A 20,600-nucleotide genomic window follows, 5' to 3' on the forward strand; every position below is an offset into this window, starting at 1 on the left:
CCGAAGGAGTGAACCCCGGACGGGAGTTGAGGGGCAAGTTCCGCAGGCCTTTGCAGCGGCCTTGCGCGGTACGCCGGTTGGACGCCGACGGCGGCCGGTGGCAGTATTCGCCACCACGCCTTCCCGGAACAAATCATTCCATCCCAAACCCGGCGTCTGACCTGCGCTGCTGCGCCGGTCCGGCAACCATTGCCGGTCTTCTGCGGACGTTGTGAAGGGCTCGTGCAGACTGGCCGGATGCGCACTGAACTCGTGTCCGAACCGGGAGACGCCGACCGCCCCAACGAGGACTTCGCCGCTGTCGGGCTACCGGCCTCGGGACAGGGTGGTTCGGTCGTCGTCCTGGACGGGGTCACACCACCGAGAACCGGGACGGGTTGTCTGCATTCCGTCCCCTGGTTCACCGCACACCTCGGTGGAGCTCTGACCGAACTGACCGTTTCACTCCCGGATGTTCCCCTGGTCGACGCCTTGTCCCACTCCATCGCGCGTACCTCCGAGGCACACGCGGCAACCTGTGACCTTTCTCACCCTCGGACCCCTCAGGCCACCGTGGTCGTGGCCCGCTGGAATCCGGCCACGGTGGAGTATCTGGTGCTGTCCGACTCTGCCCTGCTGCTGGAGTCGCCGGACGGCGTGGTGACACCCGTCCTCGACGACCGGCTGACCCTGCTCCCCCGCTCCGCGCTGGCCACGGACGCGCTGGTGGACTCCACGTACCGCAACCTGGAGGGCGGCTTCTTCACGGCGGCCGCCGACCCGTCGGTGGCCGCCCGGGCGGTGACCGGAAAGGTGCCCCGCGGCGAGGTCCGTGCTCTGGCCGCGCTCACGGACGGCGCGACACGTTGGGTCGAGCGGTTCGAGGAGGGCGACTGGACGGACTGCCTCCGCCTCGTCCGCAAGGAAGGCCCGCAGGCCCTGGTGGACCGCGTCCGGGCGCTGGAGCGGTCGGACGCCGCCGAGACGTTCCTGGGCCGGAGCAAGAGGCACGACGACGCGACGGCCGTGTACGTCGAGTTCTAGGAGATGTCCGCGAAGTCGCGTCGTTCGCCCGGAAGGCGGGCCCCGCGGCGTTCGGTGCGTGCTCTCGGTGTGCCGGGCGGGCATCCGCGTACGCGTTGTACTCGGGTGTTCGCCCGGTGCGGCGAATGGGGGTCCCCTGCTCGAAGAGCTCGGTGGAGCGTGCGGGGCGTCGCGGGGCAGGCGGGACTTTGCGGACACTGCCCAGGTCCGGGCCGCTCCCCCGGCCTACTTCTCCATGCCGCGGTTGAGCTGGTGCAGCAGCCGGGCCAGCTCTGTGACCTCGCGGGAGTCCCAGTCGGCCAGGCGGCCGGCGTAGCGGGCGCGGCGCGCCTCACGGACCCGGCGGACGCGGTCGTGGCCCTCCTGGGTGAGGGCCACGAGCCAGGCGCGTCCGTCGGCGGGGTCGGGCTCGCGGGCGACCAGCCCGAGTTCCTCCAGGGCGCGCAGCTGGCGGGACATCGTCGCCTTGCCTACACCGATGTACGCGGCGAGCTCGGTGGCCCGCTGTTTTCCGCACTCGTCGAGCCGCACGAGCAGGCCGTACGCGGACGACTCCAGGTCGGGGTGGACCTCGCGGGCCATCTCGCCCTGGCTGGCCCGGGCGCGGCGCAGCAGTACGGTCAGCTCGCGTTCGAGGGCCAGGAAGGCGGGCTGGTCCACACCGGTTCCGGCCACACCGGCGTCGCGGTGTCCGTCGTCGTTGCCGCCCTCGTGCACGTCAGCCCCTGCCTCGGTCGTCGTCCGGCCCTGAGAGTGCCGGTACCTGGATTTTCCGCCACCTGCCGCCATCACCGCAGTTCGGCAAGTATTCCGCAGGTCAGGGCGTTCGTGTCCACAGCGCCGCCACACGGTGAAGGCCCGGGCCTCCCTCACGAGAACCCGGGCCTTCCCTACCGGCCGCGCCCGTCACACCGCGACCGGAACCTCCGGCGCCGCCCCGCTGGTCGCGGGGGCCAGCGCCAGCTCCAGGACCTGGCGGACGTCGGTGACGGCGTGGACGTCGAGCTTGTCCAGCACCTCCGCCGGGACGTCGTCCAGGTCGGGCTCGTTGCGCTTGGGGATGATCACCGTGGTGACACCCGCCCGGTGCGCGGCGAGCAGTTTCTGCTTCACACCGCCGATCGGCAGGACCCGCCCGGTCAGCGAGACCTCGCCGGTCATCGCCACGTCGGTGCGGACCAGCCGGCCGGACAGCAGGGACGCGAGAGCCGTCGTCATCGTGATGCCCGCGCTCGGACCGTCCTTGGGGACCGCGCCCGCCGGGAAGTGGATGTGCACGCCCCGGTCCTTCAGGTCGGCCACCGGCAGTTCGAGTTCGGCCCCGCGGGAGCGCAGGAAGCTCAGCGCGATCTGCGCGGACTCCTTCATCACGTCGCCCAGCTGACCGGTCAGGGTCAGCCCGGCCGCGCCCGTCTCGGGATCGGCCAGGGACGCCTCGACGTAGAGCACGTCACCGCCCGCCCCGGTCACCGCGAGTCCGGTCGCCACGCCCGGCACGGACGTCCGCCGCTCGGCCGGGGCCTGGGCGGACTCGGGCACGTGGTGGGGCCGGCCGATCAGCTCGCGCAGGTCCTCGTCGCGGACGGTGAAGGGCAGCTCCCGTTCGCCCAGTTCGTGCTGGGCTGCGACCTTGCGCAGCAGCCGTGCGACGGACCGCTCCAGGGTGCGCACTCCCGCTTCGCGCGTGTACTCGCCGGCGAGCTTGCGCAGCGCGCCCTCGTCGATGGTCACCTCGTCCTTGTCCAGCCCGGCCCGCTCCAGCTGGCGCGGGAGCAGGTGGTCACGGGCGATGACGACCTTCTCGTCCTCGGTGTAGCCGTCCAGGCGGACGATCTCCATCCGGTCGGCCAGGGCCTCCGGGATCGCCTCCAGGACGTTGGCGGTCGCGAGGAAGACGACGTCGGACAGATCCAGCTCGACCTCCAGGTAGTGGTCCCGGAAGGTGTGGTTCTGCGCCGGGTCGAGCACCTCGAGGAGGGCGGCGGCCGGGTCGCCCCGGAAGTCCGAGCCCACCTTGTCGATCTCGTCGAGGAGCACGACCGGGTTCATCGACCCGGCTTCCTTGATGGCCCGGACGATACGGCCCGGCAGCGCACCTACGTACGTACGCCGGTGGCCGCGGATCTCGGCCTCGTCGCGGACGCCGCCGAGGGCGACGCGGACGAACTTGCGGCCCATGGCGTGGGCGACGGACTCGCCGAGCGAGGTCTTGCCGACGCCGGGCGGCCCGACGAGCGCGAGCACGGCACCGCCGCGCCGCCCGCCGACCACGCCGAGGCCCCGGTCGTCACGGCGCTTGCGCACCGCCAGGTACTCGGTGATGCGTTCCTTGACGTCCTCCAGGCCCGCGTGCTCGGCGTCCAGGACGGCCTGGGCGCCCCGGATGTCGTAGGCGTCCTCGGTGCGCTCGCTCCACGGCATCTCCAGGACTGTGTCGAGCCAGGTGCGGATCCAGGAGCCCTCGGGCGACTGGTCGGAGGACCGCTCCAGCTTGTCGACCTCCTTGAGCGCGGCCTCGCGGACCTTCTCGGGCAGGTCGGCGGCCTCCACCCGGGCGCGGTAGTCGTCGGACTCCTCGCCCTCCTGCTCTCCGTTGAGTTCGCGCAGCTCCTTGCGGACCGCTTCGAGCTGACGCCGCAGCAGGAACTCGCGCTGCTGCTTGTCGACGCCCTCCTGGACGTCCTTGGCGATCGACTCGGCCACGTCCTGCTCGGCGAGGTGGTCGCGCAACTGCTGGGTGGCGAGCTTCAGCCGGGCCACCGGGTCGGTGGTCTCCAGCAGCTCGATCTTCTGCTCGGTGGTCAGGAACGGCGAGTAGCCGGAGTTGTCGGCGAGCGCCGAGACGTCGTCGATGGCCTGGACCCGGTCGACGACCTGCCAGGCGCCGCGCTTGCGCAGCCAGGCGGTGGCGAGGGCCTTGTACTCCTTGACCAGTTCGGCGATCTGCCCGGGCACCGGCTCCGGAACGGTCTCGTCGACGCTGGTGCCCTCGACCCAGAGGGCCGCGCCGGGACCCGTGGTCCCCGCACCGATCCTCACCCGCCCCCGGCCGCGGATCAGCGCACCCGGGTCGCCGTCGGCCAGCCGGCCGACCTGCTCGACGGTGCCGAGCACACCGGTGTTCGCGTAGGTCCCGTCGATGCGTGGCACCAGGAGTACCCGGGGCTTTCCGGGTGTTGTCCGGGCAGCGGCCTGGGCGGCCTCCACCGCGGCTCGGACCTCGGAATCGCTCAGGTCCAGCGGGACCACCATCCCGGGCAGCACGACCTCTCCGTCGAGCGGCAGCACGGGCAGGGTGAGCGGTGTGGACGTCGAAGCCATGATCTCCCTTTCGGCAGTCAAGTTGAGCTATGCCGACTCAATGCGTGAGCCCGCCCGGATGTTCCCCGCGGACTGTTCGCTGTCAGCGATCACTGCTGACGCCGGGGCCGGGAGGGCGCGTAAGGTCCACTGAGTAATAGACGATCAGACCTTGCACTCATTACAGGGGGATGGCGTGGACGGCACCGTACAGGCTTGGGTGGACGGATGGGTCGTGTCGCGAGGGGCCGCCCCGCCCCTGGCCGAGCCGTGGGGCCGGACGATCGACGTGGGCATGTACGGGCACGTGACGCGGCATGTGTTCGGCGCGACGGGCGAGGACCTCGACGAGGCGACCGTCCGCAAGGTGGCCGAGGCCGTCACCGGGCACGGGGTGTGGCTGAAGGCCTTCCGGGACCCGGCCGTGGTCTCCGGCTGGCTGGACGACAGCTGGTGGATCGACCCCGAGCCGGGCTACCTGATGACCGTCCCGCTGACGGCGGACAGCGCTCCCGAGACGCCCGGCGGCTACCGGCTGCGCCAGTGGTCGCGCGGCGGAGTGACCCGGCTGATGGTGGCCGCGCCGGACGGGTCCCTGGCGGCGCGCGGCCAGATCGCCCCGACGGGCGGGACCGCCGTCGTCGACCAGATCGAGACGGCGCCCGAACACCGCCGCAAGGGCCTGGGCAGTCTCGTCATGAGGACGCTGCAGAACGCCGCAGCCCGGCAGGGGGCGCGGACCGGGGTCCTGGCCGGAACACCCGCGGGACGAGGGCTCTACGAGGCACTCGGCTGGACCGTGGTGGCCACGCTGACCAGCGCCAGGCACGACCCGCCGGCCTCCACTCGGGCCTGAAGGGCCTCGCACCTCAGGCGCCGGCGGAGCCGAGACCCCGCACACCACCGCCGCCGCCTGGCCCTGATGGACCACACACCTCATGCGCCGGCCGAGCCGACCCCGTGCGCCACCGCCTCCGCCTGGACCTGAGGAGCCTCACATCTCAAGGGCCGTCCGGGCCGAGGCGTGCCGCGTACCACCGCCGGACCACCGGCCAGGTCGCGATCCCGATGGCCAGGGCGATGAGATGCCCCCAGTTCGTCATCGGGTCGGTGAAGGCGAGCAGATCCTGGAGCAGCATCCAGCCGAACCCGGCCAGCAGCGGCAGACGCAGCCATGGCGGCAGCAGGCCGGACAAGGCACCGATGCCTGCGGCGACGCCGAAGCTCACGCCGTAGTCGAGGCGGTGCAGCGAACTGTCGGGCAGGTGCCCGGCCAGGACCGCGAGACCCACCGGGATCTCGGTCGCGAGGGTGGCGAGGACATGGCCGAGCAGGAAGACACCGGCCGTGCGCACGCCCCCGATCCGCCGTTCCAGCGCGGTCAGCACCAGCACGAACGCGATGGCGAACGGCGAGGTCACCCCGCCCGCGACCCACAGTGCGCTGCCGACCACCACCAGCTCCGGCGTGCGGAGCAGGTGGGTCACATCCGTGCTGGAGCCCTGGAGCAGGGCGTGCACGAGGGCCGGGTCCGCGTGCGCGGAGATCAGCGAGGTGAGGCAGAGGAGGAGTGCGTATCCGAAGGTGAACGGCGTGCCCGTCACTGTGGGCAGCAGCCGCCAGGGGCGGACGCGCCGCCACGTGGGCTCCGCCGCCGGGGCGGGCTGCCGCACGTCCGCCGCCGGTCTGTCCCGCGGGCCCCGCTGACGCGGCACCCCGTCCAGCAACCCCGCGACCAGAGGGTCGGGCGCGCCCGCCTCCGGCGCCGGTGCGGCCGTCTCGCGGGGCGGCGCGGTGCGTTCCACAGCGGGCACTCCTTCCGTCGGGTCCCAGCCTTCGCCCCCGGCACCGCGCTGTCTGTGACCCTCGCCACGCGAGAGCCGATTCACAGCACCCCGGAAGCCCCGCCGCGCGTCCCGCCGCGAGGCCGGCGAATTGCGAGGCGCCACACGCCCCTCCCCTGTCAGGATGCCCCCATGCCTACCTCGTACGACATTCCCGATGTCCTGGACCGTCGCGAGGGCCCCCACGGTGAGGTGGTGCTGCGGCGGCACGGTGACCGGCTGGAGATCATCTCCAACGGCTGTTTCCTGATGGACACCTCCGACGGCCGCTCGGAGCGGCGGCTGGTCGAGGCGGCGCTGGAGGCCCTGGCCTGCCGGGACCGCCCCGGGATCCTGATCGGCGGACTCGGCGTCGGCTTCTCCCTCGCGCACGCCGCGGCGGACCCGCGCTGGGGACGGATCACGGTGGTGGAACGCGAGCACGCGATCGTCGAATGGCACCGCGACGGCCCGCTTTCCGCTCTCTCCGCCCAGGCCTTGGCCGATCCCCGCACGCACATCGTGGAGGCCGATCTCGTCGCGCACGTCAATGAGACATCCGACACGTACGACGCCTTGTGCCTCGACATCGACAACGGGCCCGGCTGGACCGTCACGGAGGGCAACGGAAATCTCTACCGGGAAGCCGGACTGGCAAGCTGCGCAAGGGTGTTGAGGCCCGGCGGGGTTCTGGCGGTCTGGTCCGCCCAGCCGTCACCGGAATTCGAAGAAACCTTGCGGAATGCCGGGTTCCAACAGGTGCGTACCGAAGAGATCCCGGTTGCCCGGGGCGTTCCGGACGTCGTACACCTCGCCATCCGCCCTGGATAGCAAAGGCGTACTGACTCCCCGTACGCTGCTCACCTGACGCCGATCATTCAAGCGTCAATCGCAACCATGCGCAGGCATAGCCAGTCAGAAGGAATCACCCCACTGATTCCGGAAAGCACACCCCAGGGGCGGGCGATGGAGCAGACACAGACCTCCCACAACGGTTCGGCGACGGCTACTCCGGGCGCACAGCGCCGGGTCCTGGTGGTCGAGGACGACGCGACGATCGTGGACGCCATCGCGACCCGCCTGCGCGCCGAGGGATTCCTCGTGCAAACGGCGGGTGACGGTCCGTCCGCGGTCGACACCGCCGAGGCCTGGCAGCCCGACCTGCTGATCCTCGACATCATGCTGCCCGGCTTCGACGGCCTGGAGGTCTGCCGGCGTGTGCAGGCCGCCCGCCCCGTGCCGGTGATGATGCTCACCGCGCGCGACGACGAGACCGACATGCTGGTCGGGCTCGGTGTCGGCGCCGACGATTACATGACCAAGCCGTTCTCGATGCGGGAGCTGGCGGCGCGCGTGCACGTCCTGCTGCGCCGGGTGGAGCGGGCCGCCATCGCGGCGGCCACCCCCCGCTCCGGCATCCTGCGCCTCGGCGAACTGGAGATCGACCACGCGCAGCGCCGGGTCCGGGTGCGCAGCGAGGACGTCCACCTCACGCCCACCGAGTTCGACCTGCTGGTGTGCCTGGCGAACACCCCGCGCGCGGTGCTCTCCCGTGAGCAGCTGCTCGCCGAGGTCTGGGACTGGGCGGACGCCTCCGGCACCCGCACGGTCGACAGCCACATCAAGGCGCTGCGCCGGAAGATCGGCGCCGAGCGGATCCGCACGGTGCACGGCGTGGGTTACGCCCTGGAGACCCCGACGCCATGAGCGGCGGGCCGGCCGCACGGAGGAACCCCCGGGAGCCGGATCCCTGGGGCGGGGTGAGCCCGTTCTCGATCAAGACCAAGCTGGGCGCTCTGGTCGTCATCTCGGTGCTGATCACCACGGGTCTGTCGGTGATCGCGGTGCACACCAAGACGGAGCTGCGCTTCATCACGGTCTTCTCGATGATCGCCACGCTTCTTATTACGCAGTTCGTGGCCCATTCGCTCACGGCACCGCTGGACGAGATGACCGCGGTGGCCCGTTCCATCTCGCAGGGCGACTACACCCGCCGTACGCGCGAGAACCGCCGTGACGAGCTGGGCGCCCTGGCCGTGACGATCAACGCCATGGCCGACGAGCTGGAGGCCCAGGACAGCCAGCGCAAGGAACTCGTGGCGAACGTCTCGCACGAGCTGCGCACGCCCATCGCGGGTCTGCGCGCGGTGCTGGAGAACATCGTCGACGGCGTCACGCAGGCCGACCCGGAGACCATGCGCACGGCCCTGAAGCAGACCGAGCGTCTCGGGCGGCTGGTGGAGACGCTGCTGGACCTGTCCCGCCTGGACAACGGCGTCGTACCGCTGAAACAGCGGCGGTTCGAGGTCTGGCCGTATCTGTCCGGCGTGCTGAAGGAGGCCAACATGGTCGCCTCCGTGCGCGCGGGCATCGCCACCGGCTCGGGCAGTCACACCCGTACGGACGTCCATCTGCACCTCGACGTCCATCCGCCGGAGCTGACGGCGCACGCCGACCCGGAGCGCATCCACCAGGTCGTCGCCAACCTGATCGACAACGCGGTCAAGCACAGCCCGCCGCACGGCCGGGTGACGGTCAAGGCGCGGCGGGGCGCCCTGCCGGAGTCACTGGAGCTGGAGGTCCTGGACGAGGGCCCCGGCATTCCGAAGTCCGAATGGCACCGCGTCTTCGAGCGGTTCAACCGCGGCAGCGTCAAGCGGCCGCAGGGACCGGGCAGCGACGGCGGCACGGGCCTCGGCCTGGCGATCGCCCGCTGGGCGGTGGACCTGCACGGGGGCCGGATCGGAGTGGCCGAATCCGAGCGGGGTTGCCGGATTCTTGTCACTCTTCCGGGACTTCCATCTGTGCCAAGTTGACGTAAAGTTCGAAGCGGAGCCACAAGATCCACGAGCGTCCGCGCTGACGGACACGTGTGATCAGGCACGGGCCCGCGCCATCGGCGCCCCGGGCCCTGCCCCGCTCTTCCCTCACGAAGCGGAACCACGCTTGTTTCCCGCCATTTCAAGCCCCGAAACACGGTTCCAGATGTGACTTGCACGACGTTGAACGGGCCCGACCTGACCTTCCCCCTCGAGGGGGCGTAGCCTTGATTCCCGCTGTCCATCATCTTGTGAAGCGGAAGAGGGCGGTTGCCGCCGTGTCGCCACAGTCCCCCAGTAACTCGAGCATCTCGACCGACACCGACCAAGCGGGGAAGAACCCTGCCGCGTCGTTCGGTGCCAACGAGTGGCTCGTCGACGAGATCTATCAGCAGTACCTCCAGGACCCGAATTCGGTAGACCGAGCCTGGTGGGACTTCTTCGCCGACTACAAGCCAGGGGCGGCTGCCGCCTCGGCTCCGGCGGGTACCGCGGCCGCGGGGGCCGCGGGGACCACCACCGCTCAGCCGGCCGCTCCGGCCACTCCCGCGCAGGCCCCGGCCCCGGCCGCCGAGAAGCCCGCCGCAGCGCCGGCCCCCGCCCCGGCTCCGGCCCCGGCGAAGCCCGCCGCCCCGGCCCCGGCCCCGGCGCAGAAGGCCGCCCCGGCCGCGAAGCCCGCCGCCAAGCCGGCCGCCGCCGCGAAGAAGGCCGAGCCCGCCGCCGGGGCCCCCTCTGGCCCCGAGCAGGTCGTGCTGCGCGGCCCCGCCGCCGCGGTCGCGAAGAACATGAACGCCTCCCTGGAAGTGCCCACGGCCACGTCCGTGCGCGCGGTCCCGGTGAAGCTGCTGTTCGACAACCGCATCGTCATCAACAACCACCTGAAGCGGGCCCGGGGCGGGAAGATCTCCTTCACGCACCTGATCGGCTACGCGATGGTGCAGGCCATCAAGGCCATGCCGTCGATGAACTACTCCTACGCGGAGAAGGACGGCAAGCCGACCCTGGTCAAGCCGGAGCACGTCAACTTCGGCCTCGCCATCGACCTGGTCAAGCCCAACGGCGACCGCCAGCTCGTGGTCGCGGGCATCAAGAAGGCCGAGACCCTGAACTTCTTCGAGTTCTGGCAGGCCTACGAGGACATCGTCCGCCGCGCCCGTGACGGCAAGCTGGGCATGGACGACTTCACCGGTGTGACGGTCTCCCTGACCAACCCCGGCGGCCTCGGCACCGTCCACTCCGTGCCGCGTCTGATGCCCGGCCAGTCCGTGATCATGGGCGTCGGCTCCATGGACTACCCGGCGGAATTCCAGGGCACCTCCCAGGACACCCTGAACAAGCTCGGCATCTCCAAGGTCATGACGCTCACGTCGACCTACGACCACCGGGTGATCCAGGGCGCCGCCTCCGGCGAGTTCCTGCGGATCGTCGCGAACCTCCTCCTCGGTGAGAACGGCTTCTACGACGACGTCTTCGAGGCGCTGCGCATCCCCTACGAGCCGGTCCGCTGGCTCAAGGACATCGACGCCAGCCACGACGACGACGTCACGAAGGCCGCCCGCGTCTTCGAGCTGATCCACTCCTACCGGGTCCGCGGCCACGTCATGGCCGACACCGACCCGCTGGAGTACCAGCAGCGCAAGCACCCCGACCTGGACATCACCGAGCACGGGCTCACCCTGTGGGACCTGGAGCGCGAGTTCGCCGTCGGCGGCTTCTCGGGCAAGTCGATGATGAAGCTGCGCGACATCCTCGGTGTCCTGCGCGACTCGTACTGCCGCACCACCGGCATCGAGTTCATGCACATCCAGGACCCCAAGCAGCGCAAGTGGATCCAGGACCGCGTGGAGCGGCCGCACTCCAAGCCGGAGCGCGAGGAGCAGCTGCGCATCCTGCGCCGTCTGAACGCCGCCGAGGCCTTCGAGACGTTCCTGCAGACCAAGTACGTCGGCCAGAAGCGCTTCAGCCTGGAGGGCGGCGAGTCCGTCATCCCGCTGCTGGACGCCGTGCTGGACTCGGCCGCCGAGTCCCGCCTGGACGAGGTCGTCATCGGCATGGCCCACCGCGGCCGGCTGAACGTCCTCGCCAACATCGTCGGCAAGTCGTACGCGCAGATCTTCCGCGAGTTCGAGGGCAACCTCGACCCGAAGTCGATGCACGGCTCCGGTGACGTGAAGTACCACCTGGGCGCCGAGGGCACCTTCACCGGTCTCGACGGCGAGCAGATCAAGGTCTCCCTGGTCGCGAACCCCTCGCACCTGGAGGCGGTGGACCCGGTCCTGGAGGGCGTCTCGCGCGCCAAGCAGGACATCATCAACAAGGGCGGCACGGACTTCACGGTCCTGCCGGTGGCGATCCACGGCGACGCGGCCTTCGCGGGCCAGGGCGTGGTGGCCGAGACCCTGAACATGTCGCAGCTGCGCGGCTACCGCACCGGCGGCACGGTCCACATCGTCATCAACAACCAGGTCGGCTTCACCGCGGCCCCCGAGTCCTCGCGTTCCTCCATGTACGCGACGGACGTGGCCCGCATGATCGAGGCCCCGATCTTCCACGTGAACGGCGACGACCCGGAGGCCGTGGTCCGCGTCGCGCGGCTCGCCTTCGAGTTCCGCCAGGCGTTCAACAAGGACGTGGTGATTGACCTCATCTGCTACCGCCGCCGCGGTCACAACGAGTCGGACAACCCGGCCTTCACCCAGCCGCTGATGTACGACCTGATCGACAAGAAGCGCTCGGTGCGCAAGCTCTACACCGAGTCCCTGATCGGTCGCGGCGACATCACCCTGGAAGAGGCCGAGCAGGCGCTGCAGGACTACCAGGGCCAGCTGGAGAAGGTCTTCACGGAGGTCCGTGAGGCCACGTCCCAGCCGGCGACGGTCGAGCCCTCGGACCCGCAGGCCGAGTTCCCGGTCGCCGTGAACACCGCGGTGACCACGGAGGTCGTCAAGCGGATCGCCGAGTCCCAGGTCAACATCCCCGACCACATCACCGTCCACCCGCGTCTGCTGCCGCAGCTGCAGCGCCGGGCGACGATGGTCGAGGACGGCACCATCGACTGGGGCATGGGCGAGACCCTCGCGATCGGCTCCCTGCTGCTGGAGGGCGTCCCGGTCCGCCTGGCGGGCCAGGACTCGCAGCGCGGTACGTTCGGCCAGCGCCACGCGGTCATCATCGACCGCAGCACCGGCGAGGAGTACACGCCGCTGCAGTACCTCTCCGAGGACCAGGCGCGGCTCAACGTCTACAACTCCCTCCTCTCCGAGTACGCGGCGATGGGCTTCGAGTACGGCTACTCGCTGGCCCGCCCCGAGGCGCTCGTGATGTGGGAGGCGCAGTTCGGCGACTTCGTCAACGGCGCGCAGACGGTCGTGGACGAGTTCATCTCGTCGGCCGAGCAGAAGTGGGCGCAGACCTCCGGTGTCGTGCTGCTCCTGCCGCACGGCTACGAGGGTCAGGGCCCGGACCACTCCTCGGCCCGCCCGGAGCGCTTCCTCCAGATGTGCGCGCAGAACAACATGACGGTCGCCATGCCGACGTCGCCGTCGAACTACTTCCACCTCCTGCGGTGGCAGGTGCACAACCCGCACCACAAGCCGCTGGTGGTCTTCACGCCGAAGTCGATGCTGCGCCTGAAGGCGGCGGCGGCGAAGGCGGAGGAGTTCACGACCGGGCAGTTCCAGCCGGTCATCGGCGACTCCTCGGTCGACCCGGCCGCGGTCAAGAAGGTCGTCTTCTGCGCCGGCAAGGTCTACTACGACCTCGAGGCCGAGCGTCAGAAGCGCGGTGTGACGGACACGGCGATCATCCGCATCGAGCGCCTGTACCCGCTGCCGGGTGCCGAGCTCCAGGCGGAGATCAAGAAGTACCCGAACGCCGAGAAGTACCTGTGGGCCCAGGAGGAGCCGGCGAACCAGGGTGCCTGGCCGTTCATCGCGCTCAACCTGATCGACCACCTGGACCTGGCGGTCGGCGCGGACGTCCCGCACGGCGAGCGGCTGCGGCGCATCTCCCGCCCGCACGGCTCGTCCCCCGCGGTGGGTTCGGCGAAGCGTCACCAGGCCGAGCAGGAGCAGCTGGTGCGTGAGGTGTTCGAGGCGTAATCGCCCTCGCGCGTCGTTCGCGGCCGGGCCGCATCCCCGCATCGGGGGTGCGGCCCGGCCGTTTCCGCGCACCTATCCTTGAGGGCATGTACTTCACGGACCGTGGCATCGAGGAACTGGAGAAGCGGCGCGGCGAGGAGGAAGTCACCTTCGAGTGGCTCGCCGAGCAGCTGCGGACGTTCGTCGATCTCAATCCCGACTTCGAGGTGCCGGTGGAGCGGCTGGCCACGTGGCTGGCGCGGCTGGACGACGAGGACGACGAGTAGGAACCGGCTCCGGTCCCGGGAGACTTGATCAGCACGTCTCGGAGGTTCCCTCCCGGGGTGCCTCACCGGCGGGCTGCGGAGCGTCGGTCGCGCGGGTGTGTGAAGGGCGTGAGTCAGCCCCGGCGCGCCGTGCGTGCATCTGACGCCCGCCACAACGCCCAGGTCTTGAGAGGACTTCCGCAAACGGCGACCCGGGGAAACGTGGTCGGTGCTGGGGAGCTCGCAGAACTCTCGCATCCGTTCATGTGTGAGAACAGCCTGTGCTCGGGTCAGCGGCGGATGAGGCCGAGGTCGGTGGCGGTGGCGACGGCGGCGGTGCGGGAGTCGACGCCGAGTTTGGCGTAGATGCGGGCGAGATGGGATTTGACCGTGCCCTCGGTCAGGTGGAGGCGTGCGCCGATGGCCTGGTTGGACAGTCCCTCGGCGACCAGAGCGAGAACCTCGCTTTCGCGCCGGGTCAGGGCGGCATGGGGGGTGCGCAGGCGGTTCATCAGCCGGTCGGCGACGGTGGGCGCGAGTGTGGTGCGTCCGGTGGCGGCGGTACGTACCGCGGCGACCAGATCCTCGGGCGGAGCATCCTTGAGGAGGTAGCCGGTGGCGCCGGCTTCGATTGCGGGCAGGGTGTCGGCGTCGGAATCGTACGTGGTGACGATCAGCACGCGGGGGGCGCCGGGCCGGCTGGTGATCGCCGCGGTGGCTTCGGCGCCGCCCATTCCTCTGCCGAACTGCAGATCCATGAGGACGACGTCGATGTCGCCCAGCGCCGCGCGGGCGACGGCGTCTTCTGCGGTGGCGGCCTCGGCGACGATGGTGAGGCCGGGTTCGGTCTCCAGCACGGCGCGCAGCCCGGCGCGCACGACGGGGTGGTCGTCGGCCAGAAGCAGTCGGATCGGCTGGTCGCTCACGGACGGTCCTCGGGGTCGGTGGTCGGGGGCAGGGGGAGCTGTGCGGCCAGCGCGGTGCCGTGGCCGGGGGCGGATGCGATGGCGAGGGTGCCGCCGAGGGCGTGCATGCGGGCACGCATGGCGGGCAGTCCGAAGCCGCCGTTCTCAGAGTCGGGGGCGGGAAGCAGGCCGGGGTCGAAGCCGGTTCCGTCGTCGACGACGTCGAGGGCGACACGGTCGTCGAGGTAGCTGAGGGTGACCTCGGCGATAGTGGCGTCGGCGTGGCGGACGGTGTTGGCGAGGGCGGACTGGGCGATGCGCAGCAGGGCGACCTCGTGCGCGGTTGGCAGCGGTGCCGCCTGGCCGGTGAGGTGGAAGCGTGCGATGAGCCGGTGCCGGGCGCTGGTGGTGACGCACAGGCGTTCCAGGGCGCCGGCCAGGGTGTGGCTTTCCAGGGCGGGCGGGGTGAGGGCAGCGACGAAGCGGCGTGCTTCGGCGAGGTTGTCCACGGCCGCCTGGCGGGCCTGGTCCACGTGGCGGGCGGCGGTCTCGGGGGTGCCGGGCAGCGCGCGTTCGGCGGCGCGCAGCAGCAGCTGGATGCTGGACAGTCCCTGGGCGAGAGTGTCGTGGATCTCGCGGGCCAGGCGTTCGCGTTCGGCCAGCACTCCGGCGGTGTGCTGGGCTTGGGCCAGGTCGGCGCGGGTGGCGGTGAGTTCCTCGATCAGCTTGCGGCGCTGTTCGCTCTCCCGGTATAGGGCCTGGTATCCCCACACCACGGCGACGGCGACGGCGGCGCCGAGTGCGGGACCGATCGCCATCGCCGGGCTGAAGGACCCGGTGTGGGCGGCGAACGCGGCAATCGCCACGAGCGCGGTCACGGCGACCGCGGTCAGGCCGGTGCGGCGCGGCAGCAGATGGAGCTGGAGGAAGTACAGCGGAAAGGCCACCCAGACCCCGTCGGCGGACACGGTCAGCAGCCCCAGCCACAAGGCGCCGACCACGCCCAGCCACCAGGTAGCCGCCCGGCGGGAGCGGCGGATGCGCGGCACGAGCGGTCCGGCCGCGGACACCGCGGCGCACGCCCCCGCCAGGGCGACGGTCATCGCGGTGTGCGGCCGGCTGTCGGTCACGGCGCGGCCCGCAGCCAAGGCGAGCAGGGCGATGATCAGCAGGTGCAGGCACCAGGCCAGAGCCCGGGTGGTCGGGGTCAGGGCGGGAGCGGCGGTGTTCACAGTGCTTGCAACCCTACGGACCGGGACGTGAGGCGGCCTCCATCGAAAGTTACAACCGGTGTGCCGTCTTTCGGCCCGGGAAGTGCCCTCCTGCGCCAGACGCGCGCACCAGGGGCCAGCGGCGACGGTGAGGTCCTACCCGGTTCCACCATCAGAAAGGGCAGGCCACCGCCGTGTTCGTCGCCTGGAGCGATCTGAAGTTCGCCAAGGGGCGCTTCGCCCTGATGGGCACCGTCATCGTGCTCATCACCCTGCTGGTCGGTCTGCTGTCCGGCCTGACCGCCGGCCTGGGCCAGCAGAACATCTCCGCCATCACCGGCCTGCCCGCCGACAAGATCGCCTTCCAGGCGCCCAGCGGCGGACAGGACGTGTCGTACTCCAGCTCCACCGTCACCGCCGAGCAGTGGCAGCAGTGGGCCAGGACCCCCGGCGTGAAGAGTGCCGAGCCGCTGGGGATCACCACCACCAAGGCCACCGCCGGCGACAAGAGCACCGGGGTGTCCGCCTTCGGCGTCCAGCCCGGTTCCCGCCTCGCCCCCCACAGCGACAAGCTGGACGAGCGGTCGGTGGTGCTGTCCACCACCGCCGCCGACGACCTCGGGATCAGGGCGGGTGACACCTTCACCCTGGCCGGGCGGCAGCTGACCGTCGCCGCCGTCGAGGGAGACGCGTTCTTCAGTCACACCCCGGTCGTCTGGACCAGCCTCGATGGCTGGCAGAAGGCCGCACCCCCCACCGCCGGCGGTGACGGCCCGACCGCGACCGTGATCGCCCTGACCACCGCCTCCGGCGCCGACACGGCCGCCGCCGACCAGGCCGCGGACACGAAGACGGTCTCCAAGGACGACTCGCTGTCCGCGATCGGCTCCTACACCTCCGAGAACGGCTCCCTGCAGCTGATGCGCGGCTTCCTGTTCGCCATCTCCGCCCTGGTCATCGGCGCCTTCTTCACCGTGTGGACCATCCAGCGCAGCGGTGACGTCGCCGTCCTCAAGGCCCTCGGCGCCTCCACCCCGAACCTGCTCAAGGACGCCCTCGGTCAGGCCGTCGTCCTCCTCACCGGCGGCACCCTGATCGGCGCCGGCGTCGCCGCCGGCCTCGGTGCCCTCGTCGCCGGCAGCGCGGTGCCGTTCCTCCTCACCCCCGCCACCGTCCTGCTCCCCGCCGCCGTGATGATCCTCCTCGGCGCCCTCGGGGCCGGGCTGTCCATCCGCCGCATCACCTCCGTCGACCCGCTGACCGCCCTGGGGAGTGCCCGATGAGCCTGAGCCTGACCGACATCACCCTCACCTACCCCGACGGCGACACCCGGCTGACGGCCCTCGACCAGGTCACGCTCGACGTCCCCAACGGCAGCCTCACCGCCGTCGTCGGCCCATCCGGCTCCGGCAAGTCCAGCCTCCTGGCCGTCGCCGCCACCCTCATCACCCCCGACTCCGGCACGGTCACCATTGCCGGCACCGACACCACCGGCATGAGCCGCAGCGAGCTCACCGAACTGCGCCGCCACAAGATCGGCATCGTCTTCCAGCAGCCCAACCTGCTGCCCTCCCTCACCGCCGCCGAACAGCTCCAGGTCATGGCACAGATCGACGGCCGCAGACCCCGCACCGCCCGGACCCGCGCGAAGGAACTCCTCGACGCCGTCGGCCTCGCCGACCAGGCCGGCCGTCGCCCCCACCAGCTCTCCGGCGGTCAGCGCCAGCGCGTCAACATCGCCCGGGCCCTGATGAACGACCCCACGGTCCTGCTGGTCGACGAACCCACCAGCGCCCTCGACCACGAACGCGGCGCCGCCGTCATCGGCCTGATCACCCGCCTCACCCACCAGCAGGCCACCGCCACCGTCCTGGTCACCCACGACCGCACCCACCTCACCGCCGTCGACCAGATCGCCGAAGTCCACGACGGTCGCCTGCACCTGCCCGCGTCAACGCGCTGAACGAGCAGCGTCAAGAGGGGTCTTCCTCCGGCACCCGGCTGACGGCAGCCGCCCCCTCACCAGTGATCAACGATCTTCCCGGGGATCTCGGCGCGGCACCCGGTCACCGTCCCGGCCGGCCATGATCAATTCCAGCGCCGACGCCTGTGCCGATGTCCCCCGAGACCGTAAGAGCCTGCTTGGCCGTCCCCGGAACGGGTGTCTTGACTTTCCCTTGCCGCGATATATCGTGAATGCGAGAGGACGCGATATGGCGCGTCCGGTCGGGGAGGTCTTCACCATGTCCGAGTGGTCCGTCTCAGAACCGAGGAAGCTCACCTTCGACGAGCCGGTGAGCGACCTGCGCGTGCGTCTCGTCAACGGCACGGTGAACGTGGTGGGCACCGACGAAGCCTCCGCCCGCCTGGAGATCTCCGAGATCGAGGGCCCGCCTCTGCTGGTCACCCACCAGGACGGCGTCCTCACGGTGGCCTATGAGGACCTGCCCTGGAAGGGCTTCCTCAAGTGGCTGGACCGCAAGGGCTGGCGTCGCAGCGCGGTGGTCTCCCTGGCCGTCCCCGCCGGCACCGGCGTCGAGGTGGGCGTGGTGGGAGCGGCCGCCGTGGTCTCCGGGATCCGGGGCACATCGGTGATCAAGGGCGTCACCGGCAACACGACACTGGTGGGCCTCTCCGGCCCGGTGCGCGCCGACACGGTCTCCGGCAGCCTGGAGGCCCAGGACGTGACCGGGGACCTTCGGTTCAACTCCGTCTCCGGGGATCTGACGGTGATCGAGGGCTCCGGCCCCTCTGTGCGGGCGGAGTCGGTCAGCGGCTCGATGATCGTCGACCTCGACCCGAACGGCCCGACGGACGTCCGGCTGACCAGCGTCTCGGGCGAGATCGCCATCCGGCTGCCGTACCCGGCGGACGCGGAGGTCGAGGCGAACACGGCGAGCGGATCCCTCTCCAACGCTTTCGACGGCCTGCGGGTGCACGGCCAGTGGGGAGCCCACAAGATCACGGGCCGTCTGGGTGCGGGCACCGGCAGACTGCGGGCCACCACCGTCTCCGGCTCGATCGCCCTGCTCCGCCGCCCGTCCGGCGAGGACGATCACGACGACGCGCCGTGGGACGCCCGGCCCGGCAGCGGCGGCGCGGCGGCAGCCCCGGCGGGCGGCCGGCCGGACGGTTCGGGAGACAATTCCGTCTCCGGCCCGGGCGATGACGCCACCACCACCCCGGCCGACGGCACAACCGACAAGAAGGTGCTCTGACATGCCCCCCGTCTTCGCCCACGGCCGCCTCCGCCTCTACCTGCTGAAGCTGCTGGACGAGGCTCCCCGCCACGGCTACGAGGTGATCCGCCTCCTCGAGGAGCGCTTCCAGGGGCTGTACGCGCCATCGGCGGGCACGGTCTACCCGCGCCTGGCCAAGCTGGAGGCCGAGGGCCTGGTCACGCACACCACCGAGGGCGGCCGGAAGGTCTACTCGATCACGGACGCGGGCCGCGCCGAACTGGCCGACCGCAGCGGCGAGCTGGCCGACCTGGAGCTGGAGATCCGCGAGTCGGTCGCGGAACTGGCCGCGGAGATCCAGGCCGACGTGCGCGGAGCCGCGGGTGACCTGCGCCGCGAGATGCGCGCGGCGGCGACGGAGGCCCGCCGGGGCAACGGCACCCGGGCCGACGGCCCGACGGGCGCCCCCTTCGGCGACTTCGCGCAGCACGGTGACAAGGAGGCCTGGCGCATCGCCAAGGAGGAGATGCGCCGCGCCCGGCAGGAGTGGAAGGAACAGGCCCGGCGCGCCAAGGACGAGAGCCGCCGCGCCCGCGAGGACGCCCAGCGCGCCCGTCGCCAGGCGAAAGAGGCCCAGGAGCAGGCCCGCGCCCAGGCACAGGAGCAGGTGCAGCGCATCACCCGCCGCGTCCAGGAGCAGGTGCAGGACCACTTCGCCCGCGGCGACTGGCCGACGGGTCTGCGCGAGGGCCTGAGCGAACTGGTCAAGGAGGTCGGCGAGTTCGGGAAGGACTACGGCAAGGACTTCGGCTTCGATTGGACCGGCACCGGCACCGGCAAGCCGACCGCGGAGCCCACCCGCTCACAGCCGGCTGAGGACTTCCCGGCCGCCTATGAACCGGCCTGGGCCCACGAGGACGCCGCGGACTCCACCGGCGACCCGGCCCGCGACCTGGACCGCTTGCTCGACCGCTTCCGGGACGGCATCCGTGACGCGGCCCGCGACCACGGCGTCACACCCGAGCAGCTGCGTGACGCCCGCCGCCACCTGTCGACGGCTGCGGCCCACATAGGAGCTCTCCTGGGCACCCAGAAGAAGTAGGCGCCGCAAAACGCAGTCCCTCAGCCGGCCTTGGCCTCGCCGCCACTCCCGTACAGCACCCGCACCACGGACGTGTACGTCACCCCGTGGCCGGCGAGGACCTCGGCGGGCACTCCGGGACGGGTGGTCAGGGCCAGCAGGATGTGCTCGTCCCCGATGTGCCGGTCCCGCTGGGCGAGGGCGACCCGCAAGGAGCGCTCCAGCACGTCCCTGGCCCCCCGCCCGAACGAGGAACGCCCCGACCACCAGCGCTTGTCCTTCGAGCCGCCCGCCAAGGCGCCGACCCCGTGCGTCTGCTCCACCCGGGCGACGATCTCCTCCACGTCGATCCCGAGCCCGGCGAGCGCGTCGGTCTCGGCCTGCGTCAGCCCGGCCCGCCGCCGCGCCTCACGCAGCGCCTCCCGCACGGACTCCCGCCGCTCACCGAGTCCGAGAGCGACGAGCGCGAAGGACCCGCGGCTGCCCTCCCGATCGAGCAGTGCCAGCAGCAGATGCTCCGGCTCCACACACCGCCCGCCCCCACCGCTCCCCTCCACGTACGCGTAAGCGCCCTTGACCACGTCCCTGGCGTCTTTCGTGAACCGCTCGAACATCAATGCCTCCCGTACTTCTTGTGCACGGCCTGCCTGCTCACACCGAGTTCGGTGGCGATCTCCTGCCACGACCAGCCCTGATTGCGCGCATTGCGCACCTGTACGGCTTCCAACTGCTCCAGCAGCCGACGCAGCGCGGCGACGGCCCGCAGGCCGACCCGTGGGTCGCGGTCACCCGCACGCTCGGCGAGATCCGTTGCTTCGGTCATGCAGTCAACCTACGTTGACAGCCTGCCCGCGTCAACCGTAGTTGACACACGGAATACGAAAACGGCCGGTCCGCTCCGGACCGACCGTCAA

18 protein-coding genes are annotated in these 20,600 nt (G+C 71.1%); 11 read left to right on the plus strand and 7 right to left on the minus strand.

Annotation, left to right across the window (positions count from 1 at the left end):
- The first annotated feature begins 237 nt into the window (after nt 1–237).
- Nucleotides 238–1,023 (plus strand): protein phosphatase 2C domain-containing protein, encoded by a 786-nt coding sequence (locus tag AB0937_RS21845; protein WP_366713844.1) that lies wholly within the window; start codon nt 238–240, stop codon nt 1,021–1,023.
- 225 nt (nt 1,024–1,248) lie between these two features.
- Here the strand turns inward: AB0937_RS21845 and AB0937_RS21850 are convergent, their stop codons facing one another.
- Both AB0937_RS21850 and lon read right to left on the minus strand, forming a co-directional pair.
- A complete protein-coding gene (locus AB0937_RS21850; protein WP_366713846.1) occupies nt 1,249–1,740 on the minus strand; it encodes a MarR family transcriptional regulator in 492 nt (163 codons plus the stop codon).
- A 189-nt stretch (nt 1,741–1,929) separates the two neighbouring features.
- Nucleotides 1,930–4,344, minus strand: coding sequence for an endopeptidase La (gene lon / locus AB0937_RS21855; RefSeq protein ID WP_366713848.1), 2,415 nt, complete (start codon nt 4,342–4,344; stop codon nt 1,930–1,932).
- A gap of 175 nt (nt 4,345–4,519) precedes the next feature.
- Here lon and AB0937_RS21860 point away from each other — a divergent pair, with 175 nt between their 5' ends.
- Entirely contained in the window at nt 4,520–5,179 is a 660-nt protein-coding gene (locus AB0937_RS21860) for a GNAT family N-acetyltransferase (RefSeq protein WP_366713850.1), read from the plus strand.
- A gap of 145 nt (nt 5,180–5,324) precedes the next feature.
- Here AB0937_RS21860 and AB0937_RS21865 read toward each other — a convergent pair whose 3' ends face one another.
- Nucleotides 5,325–6,128 carry a rhomboid-like protein gene (locus AB0937_RS21865; protein ID WP_366713851.1) on the minus strand — a complete coding sequence of 268 codons (804 nt, stop codon included), beginning with the start codon at nt 6,126–6,128 and terminating at the stop codon, nt 5,325–5,327.
- 171 nt (nt 6,129–6,299) lie between these two features.
- Between AB0937_RS21865 and AB0937_RS21870 the strand changes: the two genes are divergently transcribed.
- From AB0937_RS21870 to AB0937_RS21890, 5 genes are all read left to right on the plus strand, one after another.
- Nucleotides 6,300–6,977, plus strand: coding sequence for a spermidine synthase (locus AB0937_RS21870; protein WP_366713853.1), 678 nt, complete (start codon nt 6,300–6,302; stop codon nt 6,975–6,977).
- A 135-nt stretch (nt 6,978–7,112) separates the two neighbouring features.
- Nucleotides 7,113–7,853, plus strand: a complete 741-nt coding sequence (locus tag AB0937_RS21875) for a response regulator transcription factor (RefSeq protein ID WP_221758607.1) — start codon at nt 7,113–7,115, stop codon at nt 7,851–7,853.
- Nucleotides 7,850–8,962, plus strand: a complete 1,113-nt coding sequence (locus AB0937_RS21880; RefSeq protein ID WP_366713855.1) for a HAMP domain-containing sensor histidine kinase — start codon at nt 7,850–7,852, stop codon at nt 8,960–8,962. Before AB0937_RS21875 ends, AB0937_RS21880 begins: the two co-directional genes overlap by 4 nt.
- 281 nt (nt 8,963–9,243) lie before the next feature.
- Nucleotides 9,244–13,065 (plus strand): multifunctional oxoglutarate decarboxylase/oxoglutarate dehydrogenase thiamine pyrophosphate-binding subunit/dihydrolipoyllysine-residue succinyltransferase subunit, encoded by a 3,822-nt coding sequence (locus AB0937_RS21885; protein ID WP_366713857.1) that lies wholly within the window; start codon nt 9,244–9,246, stop codon nt 13,063–13,065.
- 86 nt (nt 13,066–13,151) lie between these two features.
- Nucleotides 13,152–13,331 carry a DUF6104 family protein gene (locus AB0937_RS21890; RefSeq protein ID WP_003992906.1) on the plus strand — a complete coding sequence of 60 codons (180 nt, stop codon included), beginning with the start codon at nt 13,152–13,154 and terminating at the stop codon, nt 13,329–13,331.
- Nucleotides 13,332–13,600: 269 nt separating this feature from the next.
- On the opposite strand, the gene AB0937_RS21895 is transcribed toward AB0937_RS21890, so the two are convergent.
- Together AB0937_RS21895 and AB0937_RS21900 are read right to left on the minus strand one after the other, a co-directional pair.
- Nucleotides 13,601–14,236 carry a response regulator transcription factor gene (locus tag AB0937_RS21895; protein WP_366713859.1) on the minus strand — a complete coding sequence of 212 codons (636 nt, stop codon included), beginning with the start codon at nt 14,234–14,236 and terminating at the stop codon, nt 13,601–13,603.
- The gene (locus AB0937_RS21900) at nt 14,233–15,447 is read right to left on the minus strand and encodes a sensor histidine kinase (RefSeq protein WP_366713861.1); all 1,215 of its coding nucleotides are present in this window, start codon (nt 15,445–15,447) and stop codon (nt 14,233–14,235) included. Before AB0937_RS21900 ends, AB0937_RS21895 begins: the two co-directional genes overlap by 4 nt.
- A 173-nt stretch (nt 15,448–15,620) precedes the next feature.
- Between AB0937_RS21900 and AB0937_RS21905 the strand changes: the two genes are divergently transcribed.
- The 4 genes from AB0937_RS21905 (at nt 15,621) to AB0937_RS21920 (ending at nt 19,707) form a co-directional block, all read left to right on the plus strand.
- Complete coding sequence (locus AB0937_RS21905) at nt 15,621–16,709, plus strand: ABC transporter permease (protein WP_366713863.1); 1,089 nt, start codon at nt 15,621–15,623, stop codon at nt 16,707–16,709.
- A complete protein-coding gene (locus tag AB0937_RS21910) occupies nt 16,706–17,389 on the plus strand; it encodes an ABC transporter ATP-binding protein (protein WP_366713865.1) in 684 nt (227 codons plus the stop codon). Before AB0937_RS21905 ends, AB0937_RS21910 begins: the two co-directional genes overlap by 4 nt.
- Nucleotides 17,390–17,669: 280 nt before the next feature.
- On the plus strand, nt 17,670–18,644 hold the full coding sequence (locus tag AB0937_RS21915; RefSeq protein ID WP_366713924.1) for a hypothetical protein: 975 nt from the start codon (nt 17,670–17,672) through the stop codon (nt 18,642–18,644).
- 1 nt (nt 18,645) lies between these two features.
- Complete coding sequence (locus AB0937_RS21920; protein WP_366713867.1) at nt 18,646–19,707, plus strand: helix-turn-helix transcriptional regulator; 1,062 nt, start codon at nt 18,646–18,648, stop codon at nt 19,705–19,707.
- 20 nt (nt 19,708–19,727) lie between these two features.
- Here AB0937_RS21920 and AB0937_RS21925 read toward each other — a convergent pair whose 3' ends face one another.
- Nucleotides 19,728–20,300 (minus strand): Clp protease N-terminal domain-containing protein, encoded by a 573-nt coding sequence (locus AB0937_RS21925; protein WP_366713868.1) that lies wholly within the window; start codon nt 20,298–20,300, stop codon nt 19,728–19,730.
- On the minus strand, nt 20,300–20,509 hold the full coding sequence (locus tag AB0937_RS21930) for an HTH domain-containing protein (protein WP_003992902.1): 210 nt from the start codon (nt 20,507–20,509) through the stop codon (nt 20,300–20,302). Before AB0937_RS21930 ends, AB0937_RS21925 begins: the two co-directional genes overlap by 1 nt.
- Between the last annotated feature and the right edge of the window lie 91 nt (nt 20,510–20,600).

The organism is Streptomyces sp. NPDC047880 (assembly GCF_040706515.1).
Classification (GTDB): domain Bacteria; phylum Actinomycetota; class Actinomycetes; order Streptomycetales; family Streptomycetaceae; genus Streptomyces.

Bases quoted from the DNA above. Each gene is read 5' to 3' on its own strand.
- AB0937_RS21845 (WP_366713844.1), top strand. From the start codon at position 238: ATGCGCACTGAACTCGTGTCCGAACCGGGAGACGCCGACCGCCCCAAC.
- lon (WP_366713848.1), bottom strand. From the start codon at position 4,344: ATGGCTTCGACGTCCACACCGCTCACCCTGCCCGTGCTGCCGCTCGAC.
- AB0937_RS21870 (WP_366713853.1), top strand. From the start codon at position 6,300: ATGCCTACCTCGTACGACATTCCCGATGTCCTGGACCGTCGCGAGGGC.
- AB0937_RS21875 (WP_221758607.1), top strand. From the start codon at position 7,113: ATGGAGCAGACACAGACCTCCCACAACGGTTCGGCGACGGCTACTCCG.
- AB0937_RS21880 (WP_366713855.1), top strand. From the start codon at position 7,850: ATGAGCGGCGGGCCGGCCGCACGGAGGAACCCCCGGGAGCCGGATCCC.
- AB0937_RS21890 (WP_003992906.1), top strand. From the start codon at position 13,152: ATGTACTTCACGGACCGTGGCATCGAGGAACTGGAGAAGCGGCGCGGC.
- AB0937_RS21910 (WP_366713865.1), top strand. From the start codon at position 16,706: ATGAGCCTGAGCCTGACCGACATCACCCTCACCTACCCCGACGGCGAC.
- AB0937_RS21915 (WP_366713924.1), top strand. From the start codon at position 17,670: ATGTCCGAGTGGTCCGTCTCAGAACCGAGGAAGCTCACCTTCGACGAG.
- AB0937_RS21920 (WP_366713867.1), top strand. From the start codon at position 18,646: ATGCCCCCCGTCTTCGCCCACGGCCGCCTCCGCCTCTACCTGCTGAAG.
- AB0937_RS21925 (WP_366713868.1), bottom strand. From the start codon at position 20,300: ATGTTCGAGCGGTTCACGAAAGACGCCAGGGACGTGGTCAAGGGCGCT.
- AB0937_RS21930 (WP_003992902.1), bottom strand. From the start codon at position 20,509: ATGACCGAAGCAACGGATCTCGCCGAGCGTGCGGGTGACCGCGACCCA.